The sequence below is a fragment of the Candidatus Sulfotelmatobacter sp. genome, from assembly GCA_035504415.1.
GTDB lineage: Bacteria > Vulcanimicrobiota > Vulcanimicrobiia > Vulcanimicrobiales > Vulcanimicrobiaceae > Vulcanimicrobium.
The window spans coordinates 228,382-249,497 of the sequence record DATJRY010000007.1 but is presented as its reverse complement, the minus strand read 5'-3'; the positions used below and the strand labels follow the sequence as shown (position 1 = coordinate 249,497).

Below are 21,116 nucleotides of genomic sequence, written 5' to 3'. Positions count from 1 at the left end.
ATGCGCCTTCCCGCTGCCCTCGCCGTCCTCGCGCTCGCGGCCACCGCCTCGGTACCGTCCCTCGCGGCCGGCGGCCCCACGCCCGACGACCTCGCCGTCCCGCGCTATCGCCATATCTTCGTCATCGTCGACGAAAACAAGGACGCCGACCAGATCGTCGGCGCCGCCGACGCACCGGGCCTGAGCGCGCTGGCCTCGCGGTACGGCACGGCCAGCGCGATGTACGCCGAAGTCCATCCCAGCGAGCCGAACTACGTCGCGATGCTGAGCGGCTCGACGTTCGGGCTGCACGACGACGACGCGTACTACTGCAAGCCGGGCACCGACGATCCGCACTGTCACGGAACGAACGATCCCGGCTACGCGCCGCACCTGATCGACGCGCCCAACCTGGCGACGCAGCTCACGGGCGCGGGCCTGACGTGGAAGGGATACTACGAGAGCATCCCCGCGACCGGTTCGCTGGCGGTGACCGGCGCGAGCGAGACCGACGCCCCGCCCTGGTACGTCTCGAAGCACGCCGGCTTCATCAACTTCCGGTCCGTCGTCGCCGACCCGCGCCGTAACGAGCACTTGGTCGGGCTCGACGCGCTGCAAGCGGACCTCGACGCGGGCACCGCGCCGAGCTTCGGCTACATCGTGGGCAACCTGTGCGACGACATGCACGGGATGAGCGCGGGCGCGAACGTGCCGGCCGACTGCACCTTCGACCCGATCGGGCCGCTGATCCGGCGCGGCGACAACTGGGCCGTCAACGTCGTCAACACGATCATCGGCTCACCGCTGTGGGCGTCCGGCGACAACGTCGCGATCGTGGTCACGTGGGACGAGAGCGACTCACCCGCGCGCGACGGCTGCTGCGGCGTGACGCCGAACGCGGTCTCGAACTTCGGCGGCGGCCGCATCCCGACGATCGTCATCACCAACCACGGCCCGCGTGGAGTGGTCGACGCGACGCCGTACAATCACTACTCGCTGCTGCGCACGATCGAGGACGCGTTCGGAATCCACCAATACCTGGGGCTGGCGGCCGCGAGCGATCGCGGCGTCAAGCCGATGCTGCCGCTCTTCCGGACGCCCTGACCGCGCGGCCGGCGATCGCGTCGACGGCGGTCGCGATCAGCGCGGCGTCGTCGGTCGCCGGGATCGACGGGCACGCCAGCCGCAGGCTGGCCACGCCGTGGACGGCGGCAAAGAACAGATCGGTCAGCCGGGCCGGATCGTCGGCGGGCAACGGCGCACCGGCCGCGCGCAGCTGGACGAACGGCGCGGCCACGATCGCCAACGCGGCGGCGCCGTCCTCCCACTCGACGTGCTCGAACACGGCCTTGGTGATCGCCGCGTCCTCCATGAACATCAGACGGTAGACGTCGGGCTCGTCGAGGGCGAACTGCAGGTAGGCCCGGCCGGCGGCCGCCAGCCGCGCGTAGGGGTCGTCGATCCCGGCCACGGCGCGTTCGAGCGCCGCCCGCAGACCCGCCATTCCCGCGCGGCAGAGCTCGGCCAGCAGCGCCTCGCGGCTGCCGAAGTGCGAGTAGAGCGAAGCCGGCGCGTAGTCGACCGCCTCGGCGATCCGCCGCATGGTGAGCGCCCGCAGGCCCTCGCTGCGCAGCAGGCCGCGAGCCGCCTCCAAGATCGCTTCTCGCAGGGCGACGCGGCGACGCTCGCGGGGCGCGGTGCTGGCCATCGGGGCGAGTATAGCCCTTGACAAGCCGAACGGTCAACGTATACTGAACGCAGTTCTTAAAATGAACAGCGTTCGATATTTGTCTATCGTTCGATAAACGAGAAAGGCAGTCATGGGCACGATCGCACTCTGGGGAGCCAATGGGGCCATCGGGCGGAGCATCGCGGCGGTGCTGCGTGCCGACGGACGGCCGTACCGCGTGGTCGGGCGGGATGCCGCCGCACTGGCGCGCACCTTCGGCGGCGATCCGCTGGCCGAGATCGTCGCCTGGGACCCGGCCGACCCGGCCTCGGTCCGCGCGGCGGCGCAGGGTGTCGAGACCATCGTGTATCTGGTCGGCGTCGACTACACGCAGTTCGCGCAGCATCCGGTGCTGATGCGGGCGACGCTCGACGGCGCGATCGCCGCGGGCGTGCGCGACATGCTGCTGATCGGCACCGTCTATCCCTACGGGCGCCCGCGGACGACGCCGGTGCGCGAAGACCATCCGCGCGAGCCGCACACGTTCAAAGGCCGCATGCGCAAGGCGCAAGAGGATCTGCTGCTCGACGCCGATCGCGCGGGCCGGATCCGCGGCGCCGTGCTGCGGTTGCCCGATTTTTACGGGCCGGGCGTCGAGAAGAGCCTGCTCGGCGAGCTGTTCACGAACGGCGCGAACGGGAAGATGGCCGCGGTGATCGGCCCGCGCGAGACGCCGCACGAGTACATCTACGTGCCGGACGTCGGTGCGGTCGTCGTGCGGCTCGTCGACGAGCCGCGTGCGTGGGGACACGTCTGGCACCTGGGCGGCGCGGGCACGACGACGACACGGGCGATGATCGATCGCGTCGCGCGCAGCACCGGCAAACCGGTCCGGACGCTCGGCATGAACGCGATGATGCTGCGCACATTCGGTCTGTTCAACGGCGTCGTGCGCGAGCTGGTCGAGATGTACTATCTGGCCACCGACCCGGTGGTGCTCGACGATTCCGCGTTGCACGCGCTGCTCGGACCGATCCGCAAGACGCCCTACGATGACGGCGTGCGTGCAACCGTCGCGGCCGCGCGCGGCTGAAAGAATCCTCGTTGCGCGCGCCGGGCGCGTGCGCTCGCATCTCCAGCGCGATCCGCTTAGGATGGGGGCATGGACGCCAATCCGCGCCACCGCGGCGGGGCGCCGCGCATCGCGCTGATCGCGCACGACGCCCGCAAAGACGACCTGACCGAGTGGGCCTTCTTCAACCGGGGAACGCTGGCGCGCTGCGAGCTCGTGGCGACCGGAACGACCGGCTCGCAAGTCGCCAAGGCGACGGCGCTGCCGGTCGAGCTGCTGCTCTCGGGACCGCTCGGCGGCGACGCGCAAGTCGGGGCGATGCTCGTCGAGCACAAGATCGACCTGATCGTCTTCTTCTGGGACCCGCTCTCCTCGCAGCCCCACGACGTCGACGTCAAAGCGCTGCTGCGTCTGGCGGTGCTCTACAACGTCCCCATCGCATGCAACCGTGCGACGGCCGATTTCCTCATCTCCTCGCCGCTGTTCAGCGACGAACGGCACCGGATCGACCGGCGGGTCAGCACCGCGCTCTGAAACGAACGGCCCCGGCGGCGCGGTCACAGGCGGCATGACGCTGGGAGAGACCGCTCTGCGGACGGCACCCGACGGATCCGCGACCGCGCGGGTCTGGGACGTGCTGCGCGCCGACGCGGAGCGCATCGCCGCCGCCGAACCGTTCCTGGCCCCGCTGCTGCGGCGCTCGATCCTCGGGCCGGCCTCGTTCGGCGAAGCGCTCGCCGCCGTGCTCGCCGCCAAGCTGGCCGACGCCGACCTCGATGCGCCGCGCCTGATGACGCTCGCCGACGACGCGTTCGCGGCCGATCCCGCGATCGTCGAGACCGCCGCGCTGGACCTGGCCGCCAGCGTCGAGCGCAATCCCGCCTATCCCGACCACGTGACGCCGTTCCTGTACGCCAAGGGCTACAGCGCGCTCGAGTGGTACCGCGTCGCGCACCACCTGTGGACCAGCGATCGCCGCTCACTGGCGCTCTATCTGCAAGGTCGCGTCTCCGACACGTTCGCCGTCGACATCCATCCGGCCGCGCGCATCGGGCGCGCGATCTTCGTCGATCACGCGACCGGCGTCGTCATCGGCGAGACCGCCGTCGTGGGCGACGACGTTTCGATTCTGCACAACGTCACGCTGGGCGGCACCGGCAAAGAGAGCGGCGACCGCCACCCCAAGATCGGGCGTGGCGTCCTGCTCTCGGCGGGCGCGAAGGTGCTGGGCAACGTGGTCGTCGGCGAAGGCGCGAAGGTCGCCGCCGGCAGCGTCGTGCTGCGCCCGGTCGCGCCGTACACGACCGTCGCGGGCGTACCGGCGAAGGTCGTCGGCCGCCAGCCCGGTCAGATGCCGGGCCGCTCGATGGATCAGGACTTCCTCGACTTCCAAATCTAGTGGCTTCGGCCGCGCCGCAGCCGCCGCGTTCGGCTACGCTCGATCCGCAGCGGGACGGAAGTTGAGCGCGACGCCGTTCATGCAGTAGCGCAGGCCGGTCGGCTGCGGACCGTCGTCGAAGACGTGGCCGAGGTGGCCGGCGCAGCGCGCGCAGTGCACTTCGGTGCGCACCATGAGGTCCGAGGTGTCGCTCTTGGTCGCGATCGCGCCCGGCAGCGGCGCCCAGAAGCTCGGCCAGCCGGTCCCGCTGTCGAACTTCGTCTTCGAGGAGAACAGCGGCAGCGCGCACGCCGCGCAGACATACGTCCCGCGCCGCTTCTCTTCGTCGAGCGGACTCGAGAACGGCTGTTCCGTCCCGGCCTGACGCATGACCCAGTACGTCTGCGGCGGGAGCAGCTTGCGCCACTCCGCGTCGGTGTGGGTCACCAGCGTCAGCGCGGCGCGCGCCGGCACGGCGCGCAGGGCACCCAGAGCGGCCAGGCCGGCCAAGAGCGTGGAACGTCGCATCGTACCGGTAACGATACCGCGGCGGCGCCGGATCGTTCCGTAGTCCGGCTTACATCAGTCCTTCATCGGCTTGATCGGCGGCCCGGGCAGGGTGCCCACCGTGAGCGCGACGACGTTGCGGACCCAGCGCGCCTGGACACGGTCGCACGGCGCGACGACCCGAAAGGGGCCGCTCGCCGCCGGCAGCGGCGCCCCCTCGCGCGTGTCGGCCAAGATCGGCGCGCAGCTCGCCGCCGTGGTGTCCAACTCGCTCAGCGAGTAGGCGGCGACGTATCCGTCGGAGCCGGTTACGGTGAGGTACGAGCGCGCCGCGAGGCCCTTGGCGGCGTCGCCGACCGGCGCTCCGGCTTGGCGAAGCAGCGCCGCGAGCGTCACCCCGGCGTAGTGGCTGGTGCTGCCGTCGTGTTCGCTCGCCGTGACCTGGGTGCGCGGCATCGCCGCCAGATCGGCGAGGCCGATCGATGCGCCGCGCACGAACTGCCCGCTCAGCGTGACGGTCGCCGGCGGCGCGGACGCGCCGAGCGTCGCGACCAGCGCCGCCAGCAGCAGCGCCCGCATCATGCGTTGGCGATCATCGCACTAGAAAGCGCGCGTCTCGACGGGAACCAGCGTCGAGACGGGCGGTGCGCCCGCGAACCGCAGCGTCAGCGGAATCCGCTGCCCCGCCGCCAGCGTGCCGCGCAATCCGAGCAGCATCAGATGGTAGCCGCCCGGCTTGAGCGTCACCGAGCCATGCGCCGGGATGACGATGCGGCTGACCGGGTGCATCCCCATCGCGGGCATCGTCATCCCCTGCATCTTCATCGCGCCGCTCGACATCGTCGTCGATTCGTGCAGCTCGACGCTGCTCGCGCGCGGCGTGCTCGCGCCGACCAGCGCGACGGGGCGCGAGCCGGTGTTGCGGATCGTCGCGTAGACGACGCCGGTGTCGACGGCGGGGCGTGACCATGCGCCCACGACGGTAATGGCGGCCAACAGCAGCGGGGCGATCATCCAAGCAGCTCCTTGACGTCCGACGCGATCGCCGGCGCGGGATCGGTCCAGTCGTGCAGCACGCGCAGCTCGCCGGCCGGGTCGATCAGGTAGACCGATCCGCTGTGCGCCATGAGATATCCGCTGGCCTTCGTGCCCGGCAGCTTTTGATGCCAGACGTGATAAGCGGCGAACACCGGATCCAGCTGCGCCTCGCTGCCGGTCAAGCCGATGAACGACGGATCGAACAGCGCGACGTAGCGTTTCATGACCGGCGGCGAATCGCGCTGCGGGTCGACGGTGACGAACAGGACCTGCACGCGCGCGCGCTGCGCCGCCGAGAGCCCGCGGTCGACGCGCGCCAGCTGCGCCATCGTGGCCGGGCACACGTCCGGACAGTGCGTATAGCCGAAGAACAGGACCACTTCGCGGCCGCGTTCGCTCGCCAACGAGAACGGCCGCCCGTTCTGATCGGTCAGCGTGAAATCGTAGGCCGGTTTCGGGGTGAGCGTGGTCCCGTTGAAATGCGGCGCGGCGTGCGCGCACGCGCTCAGCGCGAGCGCGACCAGGGCGCTCGCCGCACGCGTGAGGACACGGCGCCGAACCGACATACCGTAGTCGTACCCGTTCGCCGCGAATCCGGGTACGGTAAACGTCATAGTGCGCATCTCTCCCGTTGCGGCGTTGCTTGCCTTCGTCGCCCTCGGACCGTTGTCGGCGCTCGCTCCGGCCAGCGCGGCGGGCGTGGTTCCCATCCACGCAACCGTGCTCGGGGCCGGTGAGCGCGGTCAGCTGGTCGTGCGCAGCGCCGGCGTGACCGGCGAGCTGCCCGCCGGAACGTACCGCTGGGCGGTGACGCCCGCGTCGGCAGCGCGCCTGGCGCCGGGGACGGAGATCGACGGCCTGCTGATGGGCCGCCGGCTGACGGCCGTCCGCGCGGCGACCGCCTTCGTCGCCGGACTGCCGGGCTCGCTGACCGTGCGTCACCTCAACCGCGGCGATCTGCTCGGCGACCGGACCCTGGTCGATCAGGACGGCGTCGTCCGCCATCTCGCGGACTGGCGCGGCAAGTCGCTGGTGCTGAGCTTCGTCTACACGCGCTGTCCGGATTTGGCGATCTGCCCCGCCATCAGCGGCAAGTTCGCCTACCTGCAGCACCACATCGACCCGCGCGACACCCACCTGGCGCTGGTGAGCCTGGACCCGACCTTCGACTCGCCCTCGGTCCTCAAGCGCTACGGCGCCCAGTTCGCCGCCGATCCGGCCCGCTGGTCGCTCTTGACCGGCGAGGGCTCCGAGGTCAAGGCGCTGCTGGACGCCTTCGAGGTCTCCTCGCTGCAGGACGGGCCCGGGCACTACATCCACCAAGACGACTTGGTGCTGGTCAACCCGAACGGCCGGATCGCGGAGATCATCCCAACCGCCGGCTGGGACCCGGGCGACGTCCTGGCCGAGGTCCAAGCGCTGGCCGGGAAGGCCTCGAACCCGTTCCAGCGGCTGATGCTGGCGGCCGTCGCCGGGATCGCGGCGCTGTGCGGCGGCTACTCCCTGGCCGGCGTCGTCACCGAGCTGGCCGCCATCGGGATCACTTTCATCGGCGCGGTCGTCCTCGGGGTGTGGTTCACCTGGCGGTTCGTCCGGCACGGCTGACGAACGCCTCCGGGTGGCCACCCGCGACCTGAACGCCAGCGGCATCCCGCTCGAGCCGTTCTACGAGCCCGTCGACCCGCCGATCCGGCGCGCCCCGCCCGGCAGTTTCCCCTTCACCCGCGGCATCCGGCGCGACATGTATCGCGGGCGGCTGTGGACGATGCGGCAGTACGCCGGCTTCGCGACGGCCGCCGAGTCCAACGAGCGCTACCGCTACCTGCTCGCCAACGGCGTGACCGGCCTTTCGGTCGCGTTCGACTTGCCCACCCAGCTCGGTTACGACTCCGACGCGACACCGGCGCGCGGCGAGGTCGGCAAGGTCGGCGTCGCGATCGACACCATCGCCGACGTCGAGACGCTGTTCGCCGACATCCCGCTCGATCAGGTGACGGTGTCGATGACGATCAACGCGCCGGCGTCGATCCTGCTGGCGTTCGTGCTGGCCGTCGCGCGCCGCCGCGGCATTCCGTTCGAGCGGCTCGGCGGCACGATCCAGAACGACGTGCTCAAGGAGTACGTCGCGCGCGGGACCTACATCTTCCCGCCCGAGCCGTCGATGCGGCTAGTGACCGACGTGATGGCGTACTGCGCGCAGCAGGTGCCGAACTGGAACACCATCTCGATCTCGGGCTATCACATCCGCGAAGCCGGCTCGACCGCGCTCCAAGAGATGGCGTTCACCCTGGCCAACGCGAAGGCGTACTTGCGCGCCGCCCAGCAGGCGGGGCTCGACGTCGACGTCGTCGCGCCGCGCATCTCGTTCTTTTGGAACGCGCACAACGACTTCTTCGAAGAGGTCGCCAAGTTCCGCGCCGCGCGCACGCTGTGGGCCCAGATCGTTCGCGACGAGTTCGGGTCGCGCGACAAACGCTCGCAGATGCTGCGCTTCCACACCCAGACCGGCGGCTCGACGCTCACCGCGCAAGAGCCGGAGAACAACGTCGTGCGGGTCGCGCTGCAGGCGCTGGCCGCGGTACTGGGCGGGACGCAATCGCTCCACACCAACGGCCAGGACGAAGCGCTGGGCCTGCCGACCGCGCAGTCGGCGCGGGTGGCGCTGCGCACGCAGCAGATCATCGCCTACGAGAGCGGCGTCACCGACGTGGTCGACCCGCTGGCCGGTTCGTACTACCTCGAAACGCTGACCGACGAGATGATCGAGCGCGCGCGCGAGCTGCTGGGCGAGATCGACGCGCAGGGCGGTGCGGTCGCGGCGATCGAGAGCGGCTGGATGCAGGACCAGATCGGGGAGTCGGCCTATCGCGCGCAGCAGGCGATCGAGCGCGGCGAGCAGGTCGTGGTCGGCGTCAACCGCTTCACCGACGGCGGCAACGACGCGCCGATCCCGATCCAGCGCATCGATCCGTCGATCGAACGCGACCAAGTCGCTCGCACGCGCGCCTTTCGGGCACGGCGCGACGCCGCGCGCACCGAGGCGACGCTCGAAGCGGCCCGGCGCGCGGCCGCCGGCCGCGACAACGTCATGCCGGCCCTGATCGACGCGGTCGACGCCGGCGCGACGCTGGGCGAGATCAGCGACGTCCTGCGCAGCGTCTTCGGCACCCACGTGGCTCGGGAGAGAATCGCTTGATCGACGCCCCCATCGACCACGTCGCGATCGTGGTCAAGGATCTGGAGGCCACGATTCGCCTCTACACGCAGACGCTGGGATTCACGCAGGTGTACCGCGAGATCGTCGCCGACCAGGGGATCGAGGCGGTCGGTCTGCGCAGCGGGGATGCGATCATCGAGCTGCTCCGGCCGCTCGACGAGAGCTCGCCGGTCGCGCGCTTCCGCGGCGAGGCCGATTCGCGGCTCCACCACACCGCGTACCGCGTCGGCGACATCCGCGCCGAGCTGGCGCGCCTGCGCGACGCCGGCGTCCGCCTGATCGACGAGCAGCCGCGGCGCGGTGCGCACGGCAACACGATCGCGTTCCTGCACCCGAAATCGACCGGCGGCGTCCTGATCGAGCTCTGTCAACCGGGCGGCCATGCGGAACCGGCGGCCGAAGCAGGCCGTTCTCCGAGGTGATGCGTTCAGGAACCTCGCCGACGGCGCTTGCCCTGACCCTGGCGGTGCTGCTCGGCAGCGCGACCGTCGCACGCGCCGCCGACACGACGCCGGCTGCGACGACGAGCGGCGCCGCCGTGCAGACCACGCTGACCGATCCCGACGCGATCTTCCTGGCCGCGCGCAAGGAACGCACCAGCAGCGGCTATCCGCGCTACGCGAGCTATACCGCGGTCGTGCGGTATCGCGACGGCAACGTGCCGGTCATCCGCTCGTGGGACACCGTCGAGGACCTGCAAAAGCGGCTCGTCTTCACCCACGGCATCAGCCGCGAGGAGCAAGCACACCCGCCGACGCCGACCGGGATCAACATCGGGATCGCGGGCGGGAGCAGCGGCGTGCAGAACGTGCCCGCGCCGACCAAAGGCGGCGGCAACATCCTGGGCACCGGGCTGACGATGAACGCGGCCACCAGCGCCGACGTGCTCGGCCAGGTCACCTTCGCGATCAATCAAGACTTCGGCATCTCGCTCAACGCGCCGCCGGTCTCGCAGACGCAAGATCTGGTCGACATCTCGACGACCAAACCGTATCTGCCGCACATCGGCAGCACGGCCGTCATCGCGCGCACCTACACGGTCGTGAATCTGGGGAACGTCACCGAAGGCAACGTCCACCTCTACCACCTGGGGCTGACGCCGCTGCGCGACCCCAATCGCTACCGGCTGCGCGAGCTGTGGATCGACATGAAGACGTTCGACGTCGTGCGCGCCAAGGTGTCGGGGATCGGCAACGGCCTGCCGTTCAGCGCCACGCCGTGGCTGGTCGAGTTCCGACAGTGGGAAGGCGGTTCGTACATCGACCGCGAGACCGCGCTCGGACCGATGCAGGACAGCGGCGACACGTGCTACGACACGACCATCACCTTCGAGGAAGTCAGCGCGCACAACGAGCTCACGCCGTACGAGCAAGTCGGGATCACCGAGACGACCGGCATCGCCGACCCGTGAAGTGGCTTCGGCTCCCGCCGAAGCCTTCGCGTTCGGGCTTCGCCCGAGCCGCCGCCCTCAAAGGTTGGGCGTCAGCCGAAGGTCGAGCTCCGTCTCGAAGGTGCGGTCCCAGGGCAGCGTGATGGTGAAGCCCGCGTCGCGGAATTGCGGCTCGATCTGGTGCAAGAGCGCCAGGCCGTCGCGCCAGAGCAGGGTGCGGTTCTCGTCGGCGGTCGCGCCGGCCGTCCCCGGCAGCAAGTAGGTGTGGTCGTCCACGCCCTGCGCGTCGAGGTCGGTGTTGAGCCGCGGCCGCACGTCGTCGTGGAAGGCGATGTCGTCGACGTATCGCATCAGCGTGAAGCGCGCGTGCGCGGTCGGGTCGTACGTGCCCATGCGCTTGCCGGCCAGCACCGCGATGGCCTCGGGCAACGTGGTGCCGACGGTGTTGGCGACCGTATTCCACGACGCGAAGGCGCCGACGCGGCCGGCGACGCCGCGCGCGATCAGATCGCGCATCAGCTGCCGCTGCTGCGCGTAGTCGTCGGCGACCAGGAACGAGAGGTCGGCGAGCGCCGCCAGCGGCGCTCCGGCGGCGGTCGCGTCGTGCGCGATGCGGTCGACGAAGGCGTGCTCGTCGGCCTCGCCGGTGGCCGGTACCTTGACGAACAGCTCGACGTCGGCCGGCGCGTCGGGCGCATCGACTTCGACCGCGCCGCAGGTGCGGATCAGCGAGCCGATCGAGGTGGCGACCGGCGCGAACTCGATGGGGTCGTTGACGCCCCCGCCGTCGGCGCGCGAATAGATCACCCGCACGCGCGGCACGAACGCCGCCTGGCGCGCCAGCGCGGCGGCCAGCAGCGCCATCCCCAGCTCGTCGGCACCCGGCTCGATCGCCGCGCGACCGGGCGGCACCCAGCGCGCCGCGTAGGCGCGCAACGCGGCCAAGTCGCGCAGGTGCAAGCCGACCGGTCCGGCGTCGTCCTGGCCGAGCACCACCCGGTCGAAGCGTCCCTGCGCCGCCTCGCCGAGCGCGAACAGATCGACGTCGCGGTCGCGCGCGCGCGCCGCGAGATACGCCTCGAGATCGGGTCCCAACTGCGCGCGCAAGCGCGCGGCCGTGGCGCGATCGGCGTCGGTCAGCGGCGGGTCGGGCAGGTTCGCGTATTGCTGCAGACGGGGCCAGACCTCGCCCGCGAACGGGAACGACGCCGCGTCGCCGAGCGCCGGAATCCCCGTCGGCGCGAGCCGCATCACCGTCCCGAACAGCGCGAACGACGCGTCGCCGTGGGTGAGCCGGAACGCAGCCAGCGCCGCGACGCGCGCTTCCGCTTGCGCGCCCGAGGTCTGCGGGATACGCGAGGCGACCAAGCCGCCGTAGGCGATCATGTCGTTCGAGACGACGTAGGCGCGCGCGTCGCGCGGCGCGTCGGTGCGCAGCCAGCGCAGGATCGCATCGGGATCGCCCGGCCGCAGATAGCGCCCCAGCAGCGCGGGCGGCGGCTCCGCCACCCGCACGCCGGCGATCGCGCCCAGCAGCACCGGCAGCTGCGCGGTGACCGGACGATCGTCGAGCGGGACGACGACGACCGTCAACGCCAGCAGCGACGATGCCAGCGCCGCGAGCACGCTAGCTGCCGAACCCGAACATCCCGTGACCGTGCGCGTTCATGATGTAGATCTTCACCGCTTTGCGCACGCCCAGCGATTGGGTGAACACGATGTGGACCGGCGTACCGGGCGTGAGGGCTTTGGTCTGCTCGCTCTTGCCGTCTTCGAACAGCGCGCGGTAGTTGGGCGCGTACAAGAACGAGAGGTCGGCCGGCACGCCGTCGATGCAGTGCACGCGGATGTTGGTGTCGGAGACGTGGCGCACGTAGCCGTGGCAGTCGCGCCACTTGCCGCCGGGCGGCGCGGCGTCCTGCGCTCCCGCCGCGGCGGGGACGACCGTCAGCGCCAGCGCGCCGGCGGACAGGGCGAGAAGCGAACGGCGGAGCAAGTCGAACGTCATCGTGATGGAAGTCCTCTCGTGATCGAGTGCCGCACCATGGCCAGCCCGGAACGCTTCGACGCCTTCGCGCTGATGTCGTCCTTCCGTTCCGACCAGGCCGCGCTCGGTGACGCGCTCGCACTGTTCATCGAGCGGCCCGACTACGGCTTCGTCTGGCTGGCCTATGACGACGGCGTGGCGGCCGGCTGCGTCTCGGTCGCGTTCGCGATCTCGACCGAACGCGGGCTGACCGCCGAGCTGCGCGACCTGTGGGTCGATCCCGAGCACCGCGGCCGCGGCATCGGCTCGGCGCTGCTGGCGACGCTGCGCGGCCGCTTGGCGCAGCTCGAGGTGGTGCGCATGGAAGCGGTCGTGCCGCCGGACGCCGGGTTGCGCGCGCTCTTCGCGCTGCTCGGCTACGCCGAGCGCGGCGCGCTGGCCGTCACGCTCGACCTTCGATGACGGCCGCCAACCGGCCGTCGCTCTGCGCCAGCAGACGTTCGGCCGCGGCGCGATCAACGCCGCGACGGGCCATCACGATGGCGACCTTCACCGAGCCACCCGCCGCCGCGAGCAGCGCCGGCGCATCGACCTGCGCGCCGGCCAGCTCGCGGACCAGCCGTTCGGCGCGCGCGCGCAGCTTGGCGTTGGTCGCGACCAGATCGACCATCCGGTTGCGATAGGTTTTCCCCAGCCGGATCATCGCGCCGGTCGAGATGGCGTTGAGCACGATCTTCTGCGCCGTGCCCGCGCGCAGACGGGTCGAGCCGGCGATCGGCTCGGCGCCGCTGACGGCGACGATCGCGACGTCGGCAGCGGCCGCCAACGGGGTCGCGGGCGCGTTCACGATCGCGATTGTGCGCGCGCCGCGCGCGCGCGCGGCCTGCAGCGCGGCGCGCACGAACGGCGCGCCGCCGCTGGCCGAGATCCCGATCACGACGTCGTGCGCGCCGACGTCGGCGACCGCGTGCGCGCCGGCCGCCGCGTCGTCCTCCGCACCTTCGACCGCGCGGCGCAAGGCCGCCTCGCCGCCGGCGATGCGCGCTTGCACGCGCGCCGGATCGGCCCCGAACGTCGGCGGCAGCTCGGCGGCGTCGAGGACCGCCAGCCGTCCGCTCGTCCCCGCCCCGACCAGCACGACGCGTCCGTCGCCGCGCAGCGCCGTGACGACGGCGTCGGTCGCGGCCGCCACCGCGTCCGCCGCGGCGACCGCCGCGTCGACCGCCGCGCGGTGCGTCTCGAGCAGCGTGCGCGCCAGCTGCGTGCCCTCGAGCCGATCGATGCTCGCGGTGGCGGGGTCGACGGCCTCCGTCGACGGCAGCTCGCTCATCCGGCCATGCGCGCGGCCAGGCGCAGCGCACCGTGCACCGCTTCGTCGCCGCCTTTGACGATCTCGACGCCCGGCACGTCGCCGTTCAACCGCGTCTCGAGCAAGAACGAGAGCAGGCTGTTCTCCCGCAACAGGCCGCCGGCCAGGGCGATGCGCGGCGCGTCGGTCAACCCGGCGGCGCGCAGGATGCCCTTGGCGAGGTCGCCCAACTCGAGCGCCGCCTGCTGCACGATCTTCGTCGACGCGCGGTTGCCCGCGCCGGCGAGCGCGATGATGCGCGGCGCGAGCGCCGCCAGCGTTGCGGGTCGCAGCGGCGCGTCGTAGAGCGCGGCCAGATAGCGATCGCGATCGGGCGCGTCGAGCGCCGCCGCGACCAGATCGGTCGTCTCGTCGCGCGGCGCGCGAGCGTCCAGGACGCGGCCGTACAGCTTGACGGCTTGCAGGGCGATCCAAAACCCCGCGCCTTCGTCCCCGGCCAGCCATCCCAGACCACCCAAGCGGTGCGCGTTCCCGCCGCGCTCGGCGTACGCGATCGAGCCGGTTCCGGCGATCAGCACCGCGCCGTCGCCGTCGGGGATCGCGGCGCGCAGCGCGATCGACGCGTCGTCGCCGACCTGTAGCCGGGCGGCCGGATAGACCGTCGCCAACTGCGCGCGCAGCGCCGCGGCGATGGCGAGACGGCCGGCGCCGGCGGCGCCGACGTAGATCGCCGCGGGCGCCGCGCCGGCCAGCACGTCCTGGATCGTCGAGACGATGGCGGCCGCCGCGGCATCCATCCCGAGCGCGCTCGGGTTGGCCGCCGGCCCGCGCGCCTCGCGCACGAGCGTCCCGTCCTGCGCCGACGCCGCGTGCGTCTGCGAACCGCCGGCGTCGACCCCGATCACGATCATCCCGCCGCCTTCCGGCGCGGTCCGAGCCCGTCCTTGCCGCTCAGCGCGCGAACGGCGCGATCGTCCCGAGCACGCGCGGGCCGCGCGCGCCGGTCGCGCTGGGCACGTTGCCGGGCCGCCCGTGCAGCGTCTCGTGCCCGAGCACCGCGAACGCGATCGCTTCCTTGGCGTCGGGATCGACGCCGAACGCGGCCGCGCTCGCGACGCGTACGCCGGCCAGCTGCGCCTGCAAACCGGTGAACAGCGCCGCGTTGTGCACGCCGCCGCCGGCGACGATCAGCAGCCGCGCGTCGGGCGCGTGCGCGCGCACGGCGCCGGCCACCGTGCGCACCGTGAGCGCGGCCAGCGTCGCCAGCGCGTCGTTCAGCGGCAGCGCGTCGAGTCGCGGCCGCAGTGCCGCGACGTACGCCGCGCCGTAGCGCTCGCGCCCGGTCGACTTCGGGGGCGGCTGCGCGAAGTACGGATCGGCCAGCAGCTCGTCGAGCAGCGCGCTGTCGGGGTTGCCCGCCAGCGCGCGCGCGCCGCCGGCGTCGTAGCGCTGCGCGCCGCCGGTGCGCAGCGCGAGGTACGTGTCGAGCGGCAAGTTGGCCGGGCCGCAGTCGAACGCGATGCCGTCGGGCAGCACGGTGAGGTTCGCGATGCCGCCCACGTTGAGCGCGACGCACGGCGCGTGCGCGCCGAACAAGAGCCGGTCGACCGCCGGAACGAGCGGCGCACCGCTCCCGCCCGCGGCCGTGTCGGCCGAGCGAAAGTCGCTGATCACCGTCGCGCGGACGCGCTCGCGGATGCGAAACGGGTCGCCGATCTGCAGCGAGTGGTGCGCGTCGCCGTCGTGCGCGAGCGTCACGCCGTGCGAGGCGACCGCGTCGAGCGCCGTCTCGCCGGCGACCCGCGCGATCGCCTCGCCGAACGCTTCGCCGACGACGGCGTGCAGTGCCGACACCACGCGCGCGTCGACGCGCGCCGGCGGATAGGCGGCCACGATGCGCGCGCGCAGGTGCTCGTCGAACGGCACGGTGGCGAAGCGCTCGCAGGCCACGCGCACCCCGGCGCCGTCGGGCTCGACGCTGCAGATCGCGACGTCGATCCCGTCGAGCGAGGTGCCCGAGATGGCGCCGGCGATCCTCATGCGGCGTCCACCGCGGCGACGGCCGCGTCGCAGACCGCCGCGCGCACCGCGCGCAGGTCACCGCGACCGTAGTGCACGGCGTTGGTCAGCAGCACGACGCTCAGGTCGCGCTGCGGATCCGCCCATACGCTCGTCCCGGTGAAGCCGGTGTGGCCGAAGGTGTCCGCACTCATCCGCGTCCCGCACGAGTTCTCGCCGGTCGTCTTGAGCGCCCACCCCAGGCCGCGGCGCAAGACCGGATCCCAGGCCTGCTGGTGCACCGCCTCGCGGGCCAGGCCGCGGTCGAGCGGGGTCGGCCGGCCGTGCAGCGCGCCCAGATACCACTCGGTCAGCGCCGCCGCATCGCACGCGTCGCCGAACAGCCCGGCGTGGCCGGCGATCCCGCGCAGCAAGTACGCCTTCTCGTCGTGCACGACGCCCTGCACGCCGCCGCGCCAGGCATCGGTCTCGGTCGCCGGGATGCTCGCGCGCTCGCGTCCGGCCGGCGTGAACGCGGTCGAACGCGCGCCGAACGCGCGCAGCCGCGCGTCGACCAGCGTGCGCAGGCTGGTCGCGTGCGCGCGCGCCAGCACGACGCCCAGCGCGATGAAGCCCAAGTCGCTGTAGATCACCCGTTCGCCGACCGGTGCGGCCAGCGGTTCGGTCAACGCGAACGCCTCGACGTCGCGGTCGAGCAGGGTGCGCCAGTCGGCCCCGCTGCGAAAGCCACCGTCGTGCGCGAGCAGCCGGCGCAGCACGATCGGTGCATGCTCGTTCGCGCGCCACTCCGGGACGAGATCGAGCAGCGGCGCGTCGAGCGCCAGGGTCCCGCGCGCGACCGCGTCGAGTGCGACGGTGGCGACGAAGACCTTGGTGATCGAGGCGAGGTCGAAGCGCGTGTCGACTTGCACCGGCCCCGCGGCCGCGTCATCGCCCAAGCGCCCGTAGGCACGCTCGAAGCGCACCCGGCCGCCCTGCTCGATCCGCACGACCGCCGCGCTGTAGCGCTGGGCGAGCGCGGCGCGAACGACGGCATCGACCTCAGCGAACAGCGGTGCCCTGCCCGATCCGCACCGGCAGCGTCCCACTCGCCGGCGCGCGGCCGTCGAGGACGTCGGCCAGACCCTCGAACGCCAGCGCGTCGTCGCCGTAGCAGCAGACGACGCGCTGCGCGGCGGGCCACGCCACGGCGTCGTACGGTTCACGCGCCGAGACGATCAGCGCGTCGGGCGCGAGCGCCAGGATGCGCGCGACGGCTTCGCGCTGCGCCGGATGCAGGTCGGCGCGCCGCACGACCAGCACGAACTCGCGCTCGCCCAGCCGCGGGACGTGCTCGAGCAGCAGCTCGAGGTCGTCCGCGTCGGGGACGAGCGGGACGCGCATCAGCTCGCTCTTCCAGCGCCGCCGCCGCAGCGCTGCGCTGAGCGAGGGCGCGTCGGCGCCCGGGCGCGCACCCGATGCCGCCGCCGCATCGCCGAGCGTGCCTTCGAACGAGATCACCGTCACCGGCGCGCCGCTGCGTAACCGCGCCGCGCCGCGAACGCTCGTGACCGCACGGCGCGCGGCCGCCAGCGGCGCAGCCGTGTCGACCGCCTCCGCCGCCGCGGGCCGCAGCTGCGCGTACCGCTCGCGCAAGCGCAGCACGCGCGCGTGCGCTTCTTCCAAACGCGCGCGTGGCAGCCGGCCGCTCTCGACCGCGCGCACGATCGCCGCGACCGCGTCGCGCGCCAACTCCAGGTGGTGGCTGATCAGCACCAGATCGGCGCCGGCGGCGAGCGCCGCGACCGCACCCTCGACGGTGCCGATGCCGCCCGCGATCGCGTCCATCTCCAGACAATCGGTGGCGGCGACGCCCGCGAAGCGAAGCTCCTCGCGCAACAGCCGGTAGGTCGCCGGCGCGAGCGAGGCCGGCAGCGTGGCGTCCAGCGCGCCGACGATCAGGTGCGCGGTCAGCACGAGCGAGGACGCGCCGGCCTCGATCGCCGCCGCGAACGGGACGAGCTCGCGCACGCGCAGCGTGGCGGCGTCGGTCGTGACGCGCGGCAGCTCCGCGTGCGAGTCGAGCGCGGTCGCACCGTGACCCGGGAAATGTTTGAGTGTCGCCGCGACGCCGCCGCGTTCGAGGCCCTCGGCGAACGCGGTCACGAACGGCGCGACGGCACGCGGGTCGTCGCCATAGGCGCGCGTGCCGATCACGGTGCTGCCCGGCGCCAGCGCGAGATCGGCCACCGGCGCCAAGTCGACGCTGATCCCGAGCGTCGCCAGGTCGCGCCCAAGCAGCGTGCCCAGCGCGCGCGCGGCTGCCGGATCACCGCCTGCGCCGACGGCCATCGCCGACGGCAACGGCGCGACGCCCGTGCGCAGCCGCGCGACGCGGCCGCCCTCCTGATCGATCGCGATCAGCGGCGGCGGCGCGCCCAGCGAGCGCAGCGCGGCGATCAACGCGGGCAGCTCGGTGCCGTCGCCCGCGTTGCGGGCGAACAGCGTGATCGCACCGGGCGCGAGCGCGCGCAGCTCGCCGAGCGGCGCGTCGGCGACGTTCGCTCCGGCGAACCCGACGGCCAGCGTCCCACGCGCCAGCCCTTCCAACTCGGCAGTCGGGGGCATCACCGCGCCTTCGACGCGGTCAGTGCTTGAACAGCTTGATGATCTGCGCGACGAGCTTGCCGCCGATGCGCGAGGCGAGGATCGAGACCTTCGAGCCGCGCGAGACGTCGGTGATCGCGTGATAGCCGGGGTCGGAGGTCTGGATGCTGGTCGTCGGCATGACCGAGACCTCGAAGTTGACCTTGCGCGACGTCTCGACGTGCAGCAGTCCGCGCTGGTAGTCGACGTTGGTCACGCGGCCTTCGATCGTACCGCCGTCGACCGCAGCGGGCGCCGTCCCCTGCGCCAACCCCGGGAGGGGGATGGCAAGGAGGCCCAAGGCGATGACGGCGGGCACGAGGCGCATTGCTTGGGGGTAACGCAGCCGGAACGGGCGCGCGTTCCACATCAGCCGCGAATCGTTCCCATGACTTTGTGCCAGTTCGCTCGGTCGGGGTCCGACCCGTCGTGGACGGCGGCGCGCGCCGCCCGGGCGGCGCGAATACCCGCGTCGTCGGCCGCTCCGCCGCCCAGGACGAGCCGCAGCGCCAACAAGGCATCGTCGGCGGCGTTGACGCCGACCGCGCGCAACGCCCGGTAGAACGGCTGCGCGCGCGGCTCATCGGACGGCGCCGCCAGCGCGGCCGCGATCGCCTCGGCCTTGCCGGGCCGGCCGTCGAGCAGGTAGCCGTCGAGTGCGTCGGATGCCACACGCTGCGCTTCGCGCCGGCCGGGCCGATCCCAGCCGAGGCGAGAGGGTGGCCGTCGACGCTCGCGTTCCTCGGCGAACGAAGCGTCGCGCCGTCAGTCGAGGTCGGCTTCGAGCGCCTCGGCGGTCCGTTGCATGACGCGCGCCAGCAGCGCGATCGCGCCGGCGCGGTTCGTGTTCAGCAGCATGTACTGCATGCGATCATCCGGGTGCAGGACAACGAAGATGCCCTTGCTCCCATGCGTGATCGATTTGAGGATACGGTCGATGAATGCTCGATCCTCGGCATCGAGCTGGACCGCTCCGCCCTCTTCCTTCAGCAGGTCGAGGAGAAATGTGTCGAGATTTTCGGGGACATCCATGTGCGCGAAAACATCCTCGCTGTATACGAGCCGTCTCTGTGTCAGATATCGGCCCCCGGATCGCGAAAGTGAAGGCAAACATAGCGCGTAACGTCAAGGGACTGCAAAGGCGCTCAGCTGGGACCCAGGCGAGCGACGGCTCAGCGGAAGGAGGCTCCCCTGCTCAAGGGATTTGGCGCGTTTCTCGCGCGCGGCAGTGTCATCGACCTCGCGGTCGCGGTGGTGGTCGGTAGTGCGTTCACCGCGGTCGTCAACGCATTGGTGAAGGATCTGCTCACGCCGCTGATCGCGGCGACGATCGGCAAACCGAATTTCGGCGACCTCGGGTTCACGGTGCGCTACACCCACTTTCCGGTCGGCGACTTCGTGAACACGCTGATCGACTTCGTCCTCGACGCGATCGTGATCTACTACGCGGTCGTGTTGCCGATACAGATGATGTCGGAGCGCTTTCGCAAGCCCGTGCCCGCGCCGGCGGAGCGGAATTGTCCGGAGTGCTTGAGTCCGATTCCGATCGAAGCGCGACGCTGTAAGTACTGCACCGCCGTCTTGGCGAGCGCCGGCTGAGCGCGTGCACGACTACGACGTCGCGATCGTCGGCGCGGGCGCGGCCGGCTTGATCGCCGCGCGCGAGCTGGCCGACGCCGGCAGCTCCGTCGTCGTGCTCGAAGCGCGCAATCGCATCGGCGGGCGCATCCTCACCCGTGAAGACGTGCCGGGGGCGCCGCTCGAGCTGGGCGCGGAGTTCATCCACGGCAGCGCCGAGGTCAGCTTCGCGCTCTTGCGCGAGGCGGGCAGCGCCGCGATCGACGTGACCGACAGCGGCGTGCAGGTCGACCCCGACGGCGTGCATCCGGGCGAGGATCGTTTCGCGCTGGTCGCGGCGGCGCTCGAGCGCGTGCGCGGTTACGCGCGCGACGTCTCGGTCGCCGAGCTGGCGCGCGACCTCGATGCGCCCGCCCGCGACGCGCTGCTGACGATGGTGCAAGGCTTCGACGCCGCCGACCCGGCGCGCGCCAGCGCTCGCGCGATCGCGGCCGAGTGGAGCGACGACGTGAACGGACAGACCGCGCGGCAGTTTCGCCCGCTGGGCGGCTACGCGTCGGTGTTGCGTGCGCTGCGCGATCTCTTGCCGCCCGGTCGCGTGCGCGTCGAGTTGGCCACCCCGGTGCAATCGTTACGCCACGGCTCCGACGGCGTCGTGGTCGAGGCCGACGCCGCCGACGGAAGCACGACACAGGTGCACGCGCGCTGCGCGATCGTCACCGTCCCGCTCGGGGTGCTGCAGGCCGGCCGGCCCGCGTTCGATCCGCCGTTGCCGGCCGCCAAACGCGCGGCACTCGAGGGACTGATCATGGGCCCGGTCCACAAGCTCTGCTTGCGCTTCCGCCGCCCCTTTTGGGAGACGCTGGCCGAGGGGCGCTTCCGCGACGCGTCGTCCTTCTACATGCCGTCCGGCGGCGCGTTCACGGTGTTCTGGACGCTCTTGCCCGTGCGCGCGCCGGTGCTGGTGGCGTGGGCAGGCGGTCCGCGCGCCGACGCGCTGGGCGCCCGTACGCCGAGCGACCGCATCGCGGCCGCGCTCGATCAGCTCGCCGTGCTCGCGCGCGGGGAGGTCGATCCTCGTGAAGAGCTCGAGGATGCCGAGGCGCACGACTGGCAGCGCGATCCGTACGCCCTCGGGGCGTACAGCTACGTCGCGGTCGGCGCGGAAGGCGCGCGCGCGGCACTGGCGGCGCCCGTACCCCCGCTCTTCTTCGCCGGCGAGGCGACGGTCGACGCCAACGAGGCCGGTACCGTCGCCGGTGCGTTGTCGTCAGGCCGGCGTGCGGCACGGGAGGCGCTTGCGGCGCTGCGCGGCTAATGGAGGGAGGCGGCTCCGCCGATGTGGCGG

The 21,116-nt window shown here is 72.1% G+C and carries 26 protein-coding genes; 11 read left to right on the top strand and 15 right to left on the bottom strand.

Annotated elements, in window-relative coordinates:
• Positions 1-1,083 (top strand): alkaline phosphatase family protein, encoded by a 1,083-nt coding sequence (locus VMD91_04385; GenBank protein HTW83295.1) that lies wholly within the window; start codon positions 1-3, stop codon positions 1,081-1,083.
• Here VMD91_04385 and VMD91_04380 read toward each other — a convergent pair.
• The gene (locus VMD91_04380) at positions 1,049-1,687 is read right to left on the bottom strand and encodes a helix-turn-helix domain-containing protein (GenBank protein HTW83294.1); all 639 of its coding nucleotides are present in this window, start codon (positions 1,685-1,687) and stop codon (positions 1,049-1,051) included. The two genes, VMD91_04385 and VMD91_04380, sit on opposite strands and share 35 nt — an antisense overlap.
• A 112-nt stretch (positions 1,688-1,799) precedes the next feature.
• On the opposite strand from VMD91_04380, the gene VMD91_04375 reads away from it, so the two are divergent.
• The 3 genes from VMD91_04375 to cysE all read left to right on the top strand — a co-directional run bounded on the left by VMD91_04375 (position 1,800) and on the right by cysE (position 4,119).
• Positions 1,800-2,741 (top strand): NAD-dependent epimerase/dehydratase family protein, encoded by a 942-nt coding sequence (locus VMD91_04375; GenBank protein HTW83293.1) that lies wholly within the window; start codon positions 1,800-1,802, stop codon positions 2,739-2,741.
• Positions 2,742-2,810: 69 nt separating this feature from the next.
• Complete coding sequence (locus tag VMD91_04370) at positions 2,811-3,254, top strand: methylglyoxal synthase (protein HTW83292.1); 444 nt, start codon at positions 2,811-2,813, stop codon at positions 3,252-3,254.
• A gap of 34 nt (positions 3,255-3,288) precedes the next feature.
• Complete coding sequence (gene cysE, locus VMD91_04365) at positions 3,289-4,119, top strand: serine O-acetyltransferase (GenBank protein ID HTW83291.1); 831 nt, start codon at positions 3,289-3,291, stop codon at positions 4,117-4,119.
• Positions 4,120-4,152: 33 nt separating this feature from the next.
• On the opposite strand, the gene msrB is transcribed toward cysE, so the two are convergent.
• From msrB to VMD91_04345, 4 genes are read right to left on the bottom strand one after another with little or no spacing between them, the layout of a single operon-like run.
• The gene (gene msrB, locus VMD91_04360; GenBank protein HTW83290.1) at positions 4,153-4,626 is read right to left on the bottom strand and encodes a peptide-methionine (R)-S-oxide reductase MsrB; all 474 of its coding nucleotides are present in this window, start codon (positions 4,624-4,626) and stop codon (positions 4,153-4,155) included.
• Between the two features lie 54 nt (positions 4,627-4,680).
• Positions 4,681-5,187, bottom strand: a complete 507-nt coding sequence (locus VMD91_04355; GenBank protein HTW83289.1) for a molybdopterin-dependent oxidoreductase — start codon at positions 5,185-5,187, stop codon at positions 4,681-4,683.
• Between the two features lie 18 nt (positions 5,188-5,205).
• Positions 5,206-5,619 carry a copper chaperone PCu(A)C gene (locus tag VMD91_04350; GenBank protein ID HTW83288.1) on the bottom strand — a complete coding sequence of 138 codons (414 nt, stop codon included), beginning with the start codon at positions 5,617-5,619 and terminating at the stop codon, positions 5,206-5,208.
• The gene (locus VMD91_04345) at positions 5,616-6,257 is read right to left on the bottom strand and encodes an SCO family protein (protein ID HTW83287.1); all 642 of its coding nucleotides are present in this window, start codon (positions 6,255-6,257) and stop codon (positions 5,616-5,618) included. The genes VMD91_04350 and VMD91_04345 overlap by 4 nt, the downstream gene beginning before the upstream one ends.
• A gap of 1 nt (position 6,258) precedes the next feature.
• Here VMD91_04345 and VMD91_04340 point away from each other — a divergent pair, with 1 nt between their 5' ends.
• Genes VMD91_04340 through VMD91_04325 form a run of 4 tightly spaced genes read left to right on the top strand, consistent with a single transcriptional unit; the run spans position 6,259 to position 10,271 of the window.
• Positions 6,259-7,248 carry an SCO family protein gene (locus VMD91_04340; protein ID HTW83286.1) on the top strand — a complete coding sequence of 330 codons (990 nt, stop codon included), beginning with the start codon at positions 6,259-6,261 and terminating at the stop codon, positions 7,246-7,248.
• 13 nt (positions 7,249-7,261) lie between these two features.
• The gene (locus VMD91_04335; protein HTW83285.1) at positions 7,262-8,839 is read left to right on the top strand and encodes a methylmalonyl-CoA mutase family protein; all 1,578 of its coding nucleotides are present in this window, start codon (positions 7,262-7,264) and stop codon (positions 8,837-8,839) included.
• Positions 8,836-9,282, top strand: coding sequence for a methylmalonyl-CoA epimerase (mce, locus tag VMD91_04330; GenBank protein ID HTW83284.1), 447 nt, complete (start codon positions 8,836-8,838; stop codon positions 9,280-9,282). The genes VMD91_04335 and mce overlap by 4 nt, the downstream gene beginning before the upstream one ends.
• Positions 9,282-10,271 carry a hypothetical protein gene (locus VMD91_04325; GenBank protein ID HTW83283.1) on the top strand — a complete coding sequence of 330 codons (990 nt, stop codon included), beginning with the start codon at positions 9,282-9,284 and terminating at the stop codon, positions 10,269-10,271. Before mce ends, VMD91_04325 begins: the two co-directional genes overlap by 1 nt.
• Before the next feature lie 57 nt (positions 10,272-10,328).
• Here VMD91_04325 and VMD91_04320 read toward each other — a convergent pair whose 3' ends face one another.
• Both VMD91_04320 and VMD91_04315 read right to left on the bottom strand, forming a co-directional pair.
• Positions 10,329-11,876 (bottom strand): DUF4127 family protein, encoded by a 1,548-nt coding sequence (locus VMD91_04320; protein ID HTW83282.1) that lies wholly within the window; start codon positions 11,874-11,876, stop codon positions 10,329-10,331.
• A 1-nt stretch (position 11,877) separates the two neighbouring features.
• On the bottom strand, positions 11,878-12,258 hold the full coding sequence (locus tag VMD91_04315) for a hypothetical protein (GenBank protein HTW83281.1): 381 nt from the start codon (positions 12,256-12,258) through the stop codon (positions 11,878-11,880).
• An 18-nt stretch (positions 12,259-12,276) separates the two neighbouring features.
• Between VMD91_04315 and VMD91_04310 the strand changes: the two genes are divergently transcribed.
• A complete protein-coding gene (locus tag VMD91_04310; protein HTW83280.1) occupies positions 12,277-12,699 on the top strand; it encodes a GNAT family N-acetyltransferase in 423 nt (140 codons plus the stop codon).
• Here the strand turns inward: VMD91_04310 and VMD91_04305 are convergent.
• The 8 genes from VMD91_04305 to VMD91_04270 form a co-directional block, all read right to left on the bottom strand.
• Positions 12,680-13,567 (bottom strand): N-acetylmuramic acid 6-phosphate etherase, encoded by an 888-nt coding sequence (locus VMD91_04305; GenBank protein ID HTW83279.1) that lies wholly within the window; start codon positions 13,565-13,567, stop codon positions 12,680-12,682. The two genes, VMD91_04310 and VMD91_04305, sit on opposite strands and share 20 nt — an antisense overlap.
• Positions 13,564-14,457 (bottom strand): BadF/BadG/BcrA/BcrD ATPase family protein, encoded by an 894-nt coding sequence (locus tag VMD91_04300; GenBank protein HTW83278.1) that lies wholly within the window; start codon positions 14,455-14,457, stop codon positions 13,564-13,566. Before VMD91_04300 ends, VMD91_04305 begins: the two co-directional genes overlap by 4 nt.
• Positions 14,458-14,497: 40 nt before the next feature.
• On the bottom strand, positions 14,498-15,586 hold the full coding sequence (locus VMD91_04295) for an anhydro-N-acetylmuramic acid kinase (protein ID HTW83277.1): 1,089 nt from the start codon (positions 15,584-15,586) through the stop codon (positions 14,498-14,500).
• A complete protein-coding gene (locus tag VMD91_04290; GenBank protein HTW83276.1) occupies positions 15,583-16,653 on the bottom strand; it encodes a serine hydrolase domain-containing protein in 1,071 nt (356 codons plus the stop codon). The genes VMD91_04295 and VMD91_04290 overlap by 4 nt, the downstream gene beginning before the upstream one ends.
• On the bottom strand, positions 16,607-18,172 hold the full coding sequence (locus tag VMD91_04285; GenBank protein ID HTW83275.1) for a glycoside hydrolase family 3 N-terminal domain-containing protein: 1,566 nt from the start codon (positions 18,170-18,172) through the stop codon (positions 16,607-16,609). The genes VMD91_04290 and VMD91_04285 overlap by 47 nt, the downstream gene beginning before the upstream one ends.
• 19 nt (positions 18,173-18,191) lie before the next feature.
• Positions 18,192-18,518 (bottom strand): hypothetical protein, encoded by a 327-nt coding sequence (locus VMD91_04280; GenBank protein ID HTW83274.1) that lies wholly within the window; start codon positions 18,516-18,518, stop codon positions 18,192-18,194.
• Between the two features lie 41 nt (positions 18,519-18,559).
• Complete coding sequence (locus tag VMD91_04275; protein ID HTW83273.1) at positions 18,560-18,862, bottom strand: hypothetical protein; 303 nt, start codon at positions 18,860-18,862, stop codon at positions 18,560-18,562.
• 93 nt (positions 18,863-18,955) lie between these two features.
• Entirely contained in the window at positions 18,956-19,222 is a 267-nt protein-coding gene (locus VMD91_04270; GenBank protein ID HTW83272.1) for a hypothetical protein, read from the bottom strand.
• 117 nt (positions 19,223-19,339) lie between these two features.
• On the opposite strand from VMD91_04270, the gene mscL reads away from it, so the two are divergent.
• Together mscL and VMD91_04260 are read left to right on the top strand one after the other, a co-directional pair.
• Complete coding sequence (gene mscL / locus VMD91_04265; GenBank protein ID HTW83271.1) at positions 19,340-19,789, top strand: large conductance mechanosensitive channel protein MscL; 450 nt, start codon at positions 19,340-19,342, stop codon at positions 19,787-19,789.
• Between the two features lie 4 nt (positions 19,790-19,793).
• The gene (locus tag VMD91_04260; GenBank protein HTW83270.1) at positions 19,794-21,086 is read left to right on the top strand and encodes an NAD(P)/FAD-dependent oxidoreductase; all 1,293 of its coding nucleotides are present in this window, start codon (positions 19,794-19,796) and stop codon (positions 21,084-21,086) included.
• Positions 21,087-21,116: the final 30 nt, after the last annotated feature.

What these genes read in the sequence shown, in the direction of transcription:
- VMD91_04385 (HTW83295.1), top strand. Translation starts at nt 1, where the DNA reads ATGCGCCTTCCCGCTGCCCTCGCCGTCCTCGCGCTCGCGGCCACCGCC.
- VMD91_04380 (HTW83294.1), bottom strand. Translation starts at nt 1,687, where the DNA reads ATGGCCAGCACCGCGCCCCGCGAGCGTCGCCGCGTCGCCCTGCGAGAA.
- VMD91_04375 (HTW83293.1), top strand. Translation starts at nt 1,800, where the DNA reads ATGGGCACGATCGCACTCTGGGGAGCCAATGGGGCCATCGGGCGGAGC.
- VMD91_04370 (HTW83292.1), top strand. Translation starts at nt 2,811, where the DNA reads ATGGACGCCAATCCGCGCCACCGCGGCGGGGCGCCGCGCATCGCGCTG.
- cysE (HTW83291.1), top strand. Translation starts at nt 3,289, where the DNA reads ATGACGCTGGGAGAGACCGCTCTGCGGACGGCACCCGACGGATCCGCG.
- msrB (HTW83290.1), bottom strand. Translation starts at nt 4,626, where the DNA reads ATGCGACGTTCCACGCTCTTGGCCGGCCTGGCCGCTCTGGGTGCCCTG.
- VMD91_04355 (HTW83289.1), bottom strand. Translation starts at nt 5,187, where the DNA reads ATGATGCGGGCGCTGCTGCTGGCGGCGCTGGTCGCGACGCTCGGCGCG.
- VMD91_04350 (HTW83288.1), bottom strand. Translation starts at nt 5,619, where the DNA reads ATGATCGCCCCGCTGCTGTTGGCCGCCATTACCGTCGTGGGCGCATGG.
- VMD91_04345 (HTW83287.1), bottom strand. Translation starts at nt 6,257, where the DNA reads ATGACGTTTACCGTACCCGGATTCGCGGCGAACGGGTACGACTACGGT.
- VMD91_04325 (HTW83283.1), top strand. Translation starts at nt 9,282, where the DNA reads ATGCGTTCAGGAACCTCGCCGACGGCGCTTGCCCTGACCCTGGCGGTG.
- VMD91_04315 (HTW83281.1), bottom strand. Translation starts at nt 12,258, where the DNA reads ATGACGTTCGACTTGCTCCGCCGTTCGCTTCTCGCCCTGTCCGCCGGC.
- VMD91_04305 (HTW83279.1), bottom strand. Translation starts at nt 13,567, where the DNA reads ATGAGCGAGCTGCCGTCGACGGAGGCCGTCGACCCCGCCACCGCGAGC.
- VMD91_04300 (HTW83278.1), bottom strand. Translation starts at nt 14,457, where the DNA reads ATGATCGTGATCGGGGTCGACGCCGGCGGTTCGCAGACGCACGCGGCG.
- VMD91_04295 (HTW83277.1), bottom strand. Translation starts at nt 15,586, where the DNA reads ATGAGGATCGCCGGCGCCATCTCGGGCACCTCGCTCGACGGGATCGAC.
- VMD91_04285 (HTW83275.1), bottom strand. Translation starts at nt 18,172, where the DNA reads ATGCCCCCGACTGCCGAGTTGGAAGGGCTGGCGCGTGGGACGCTGGCC.
- VMD91_04280 (HTW83274.1), bottom strand. Translation starts at nt 18,518, where the DNA reads ATGCGCCTCGTGCCCGCCGTCATCGCCTTGGGCCTCCTTGCCATCCCC.
- VMD91_04270 (HTW83272.1), bottom strand. Translation starts at nt 19,222, where the DNA reads ATGGATGTCCCCGAAAATCTCGACACATTTCTCCTCGACCTGCTGAAG.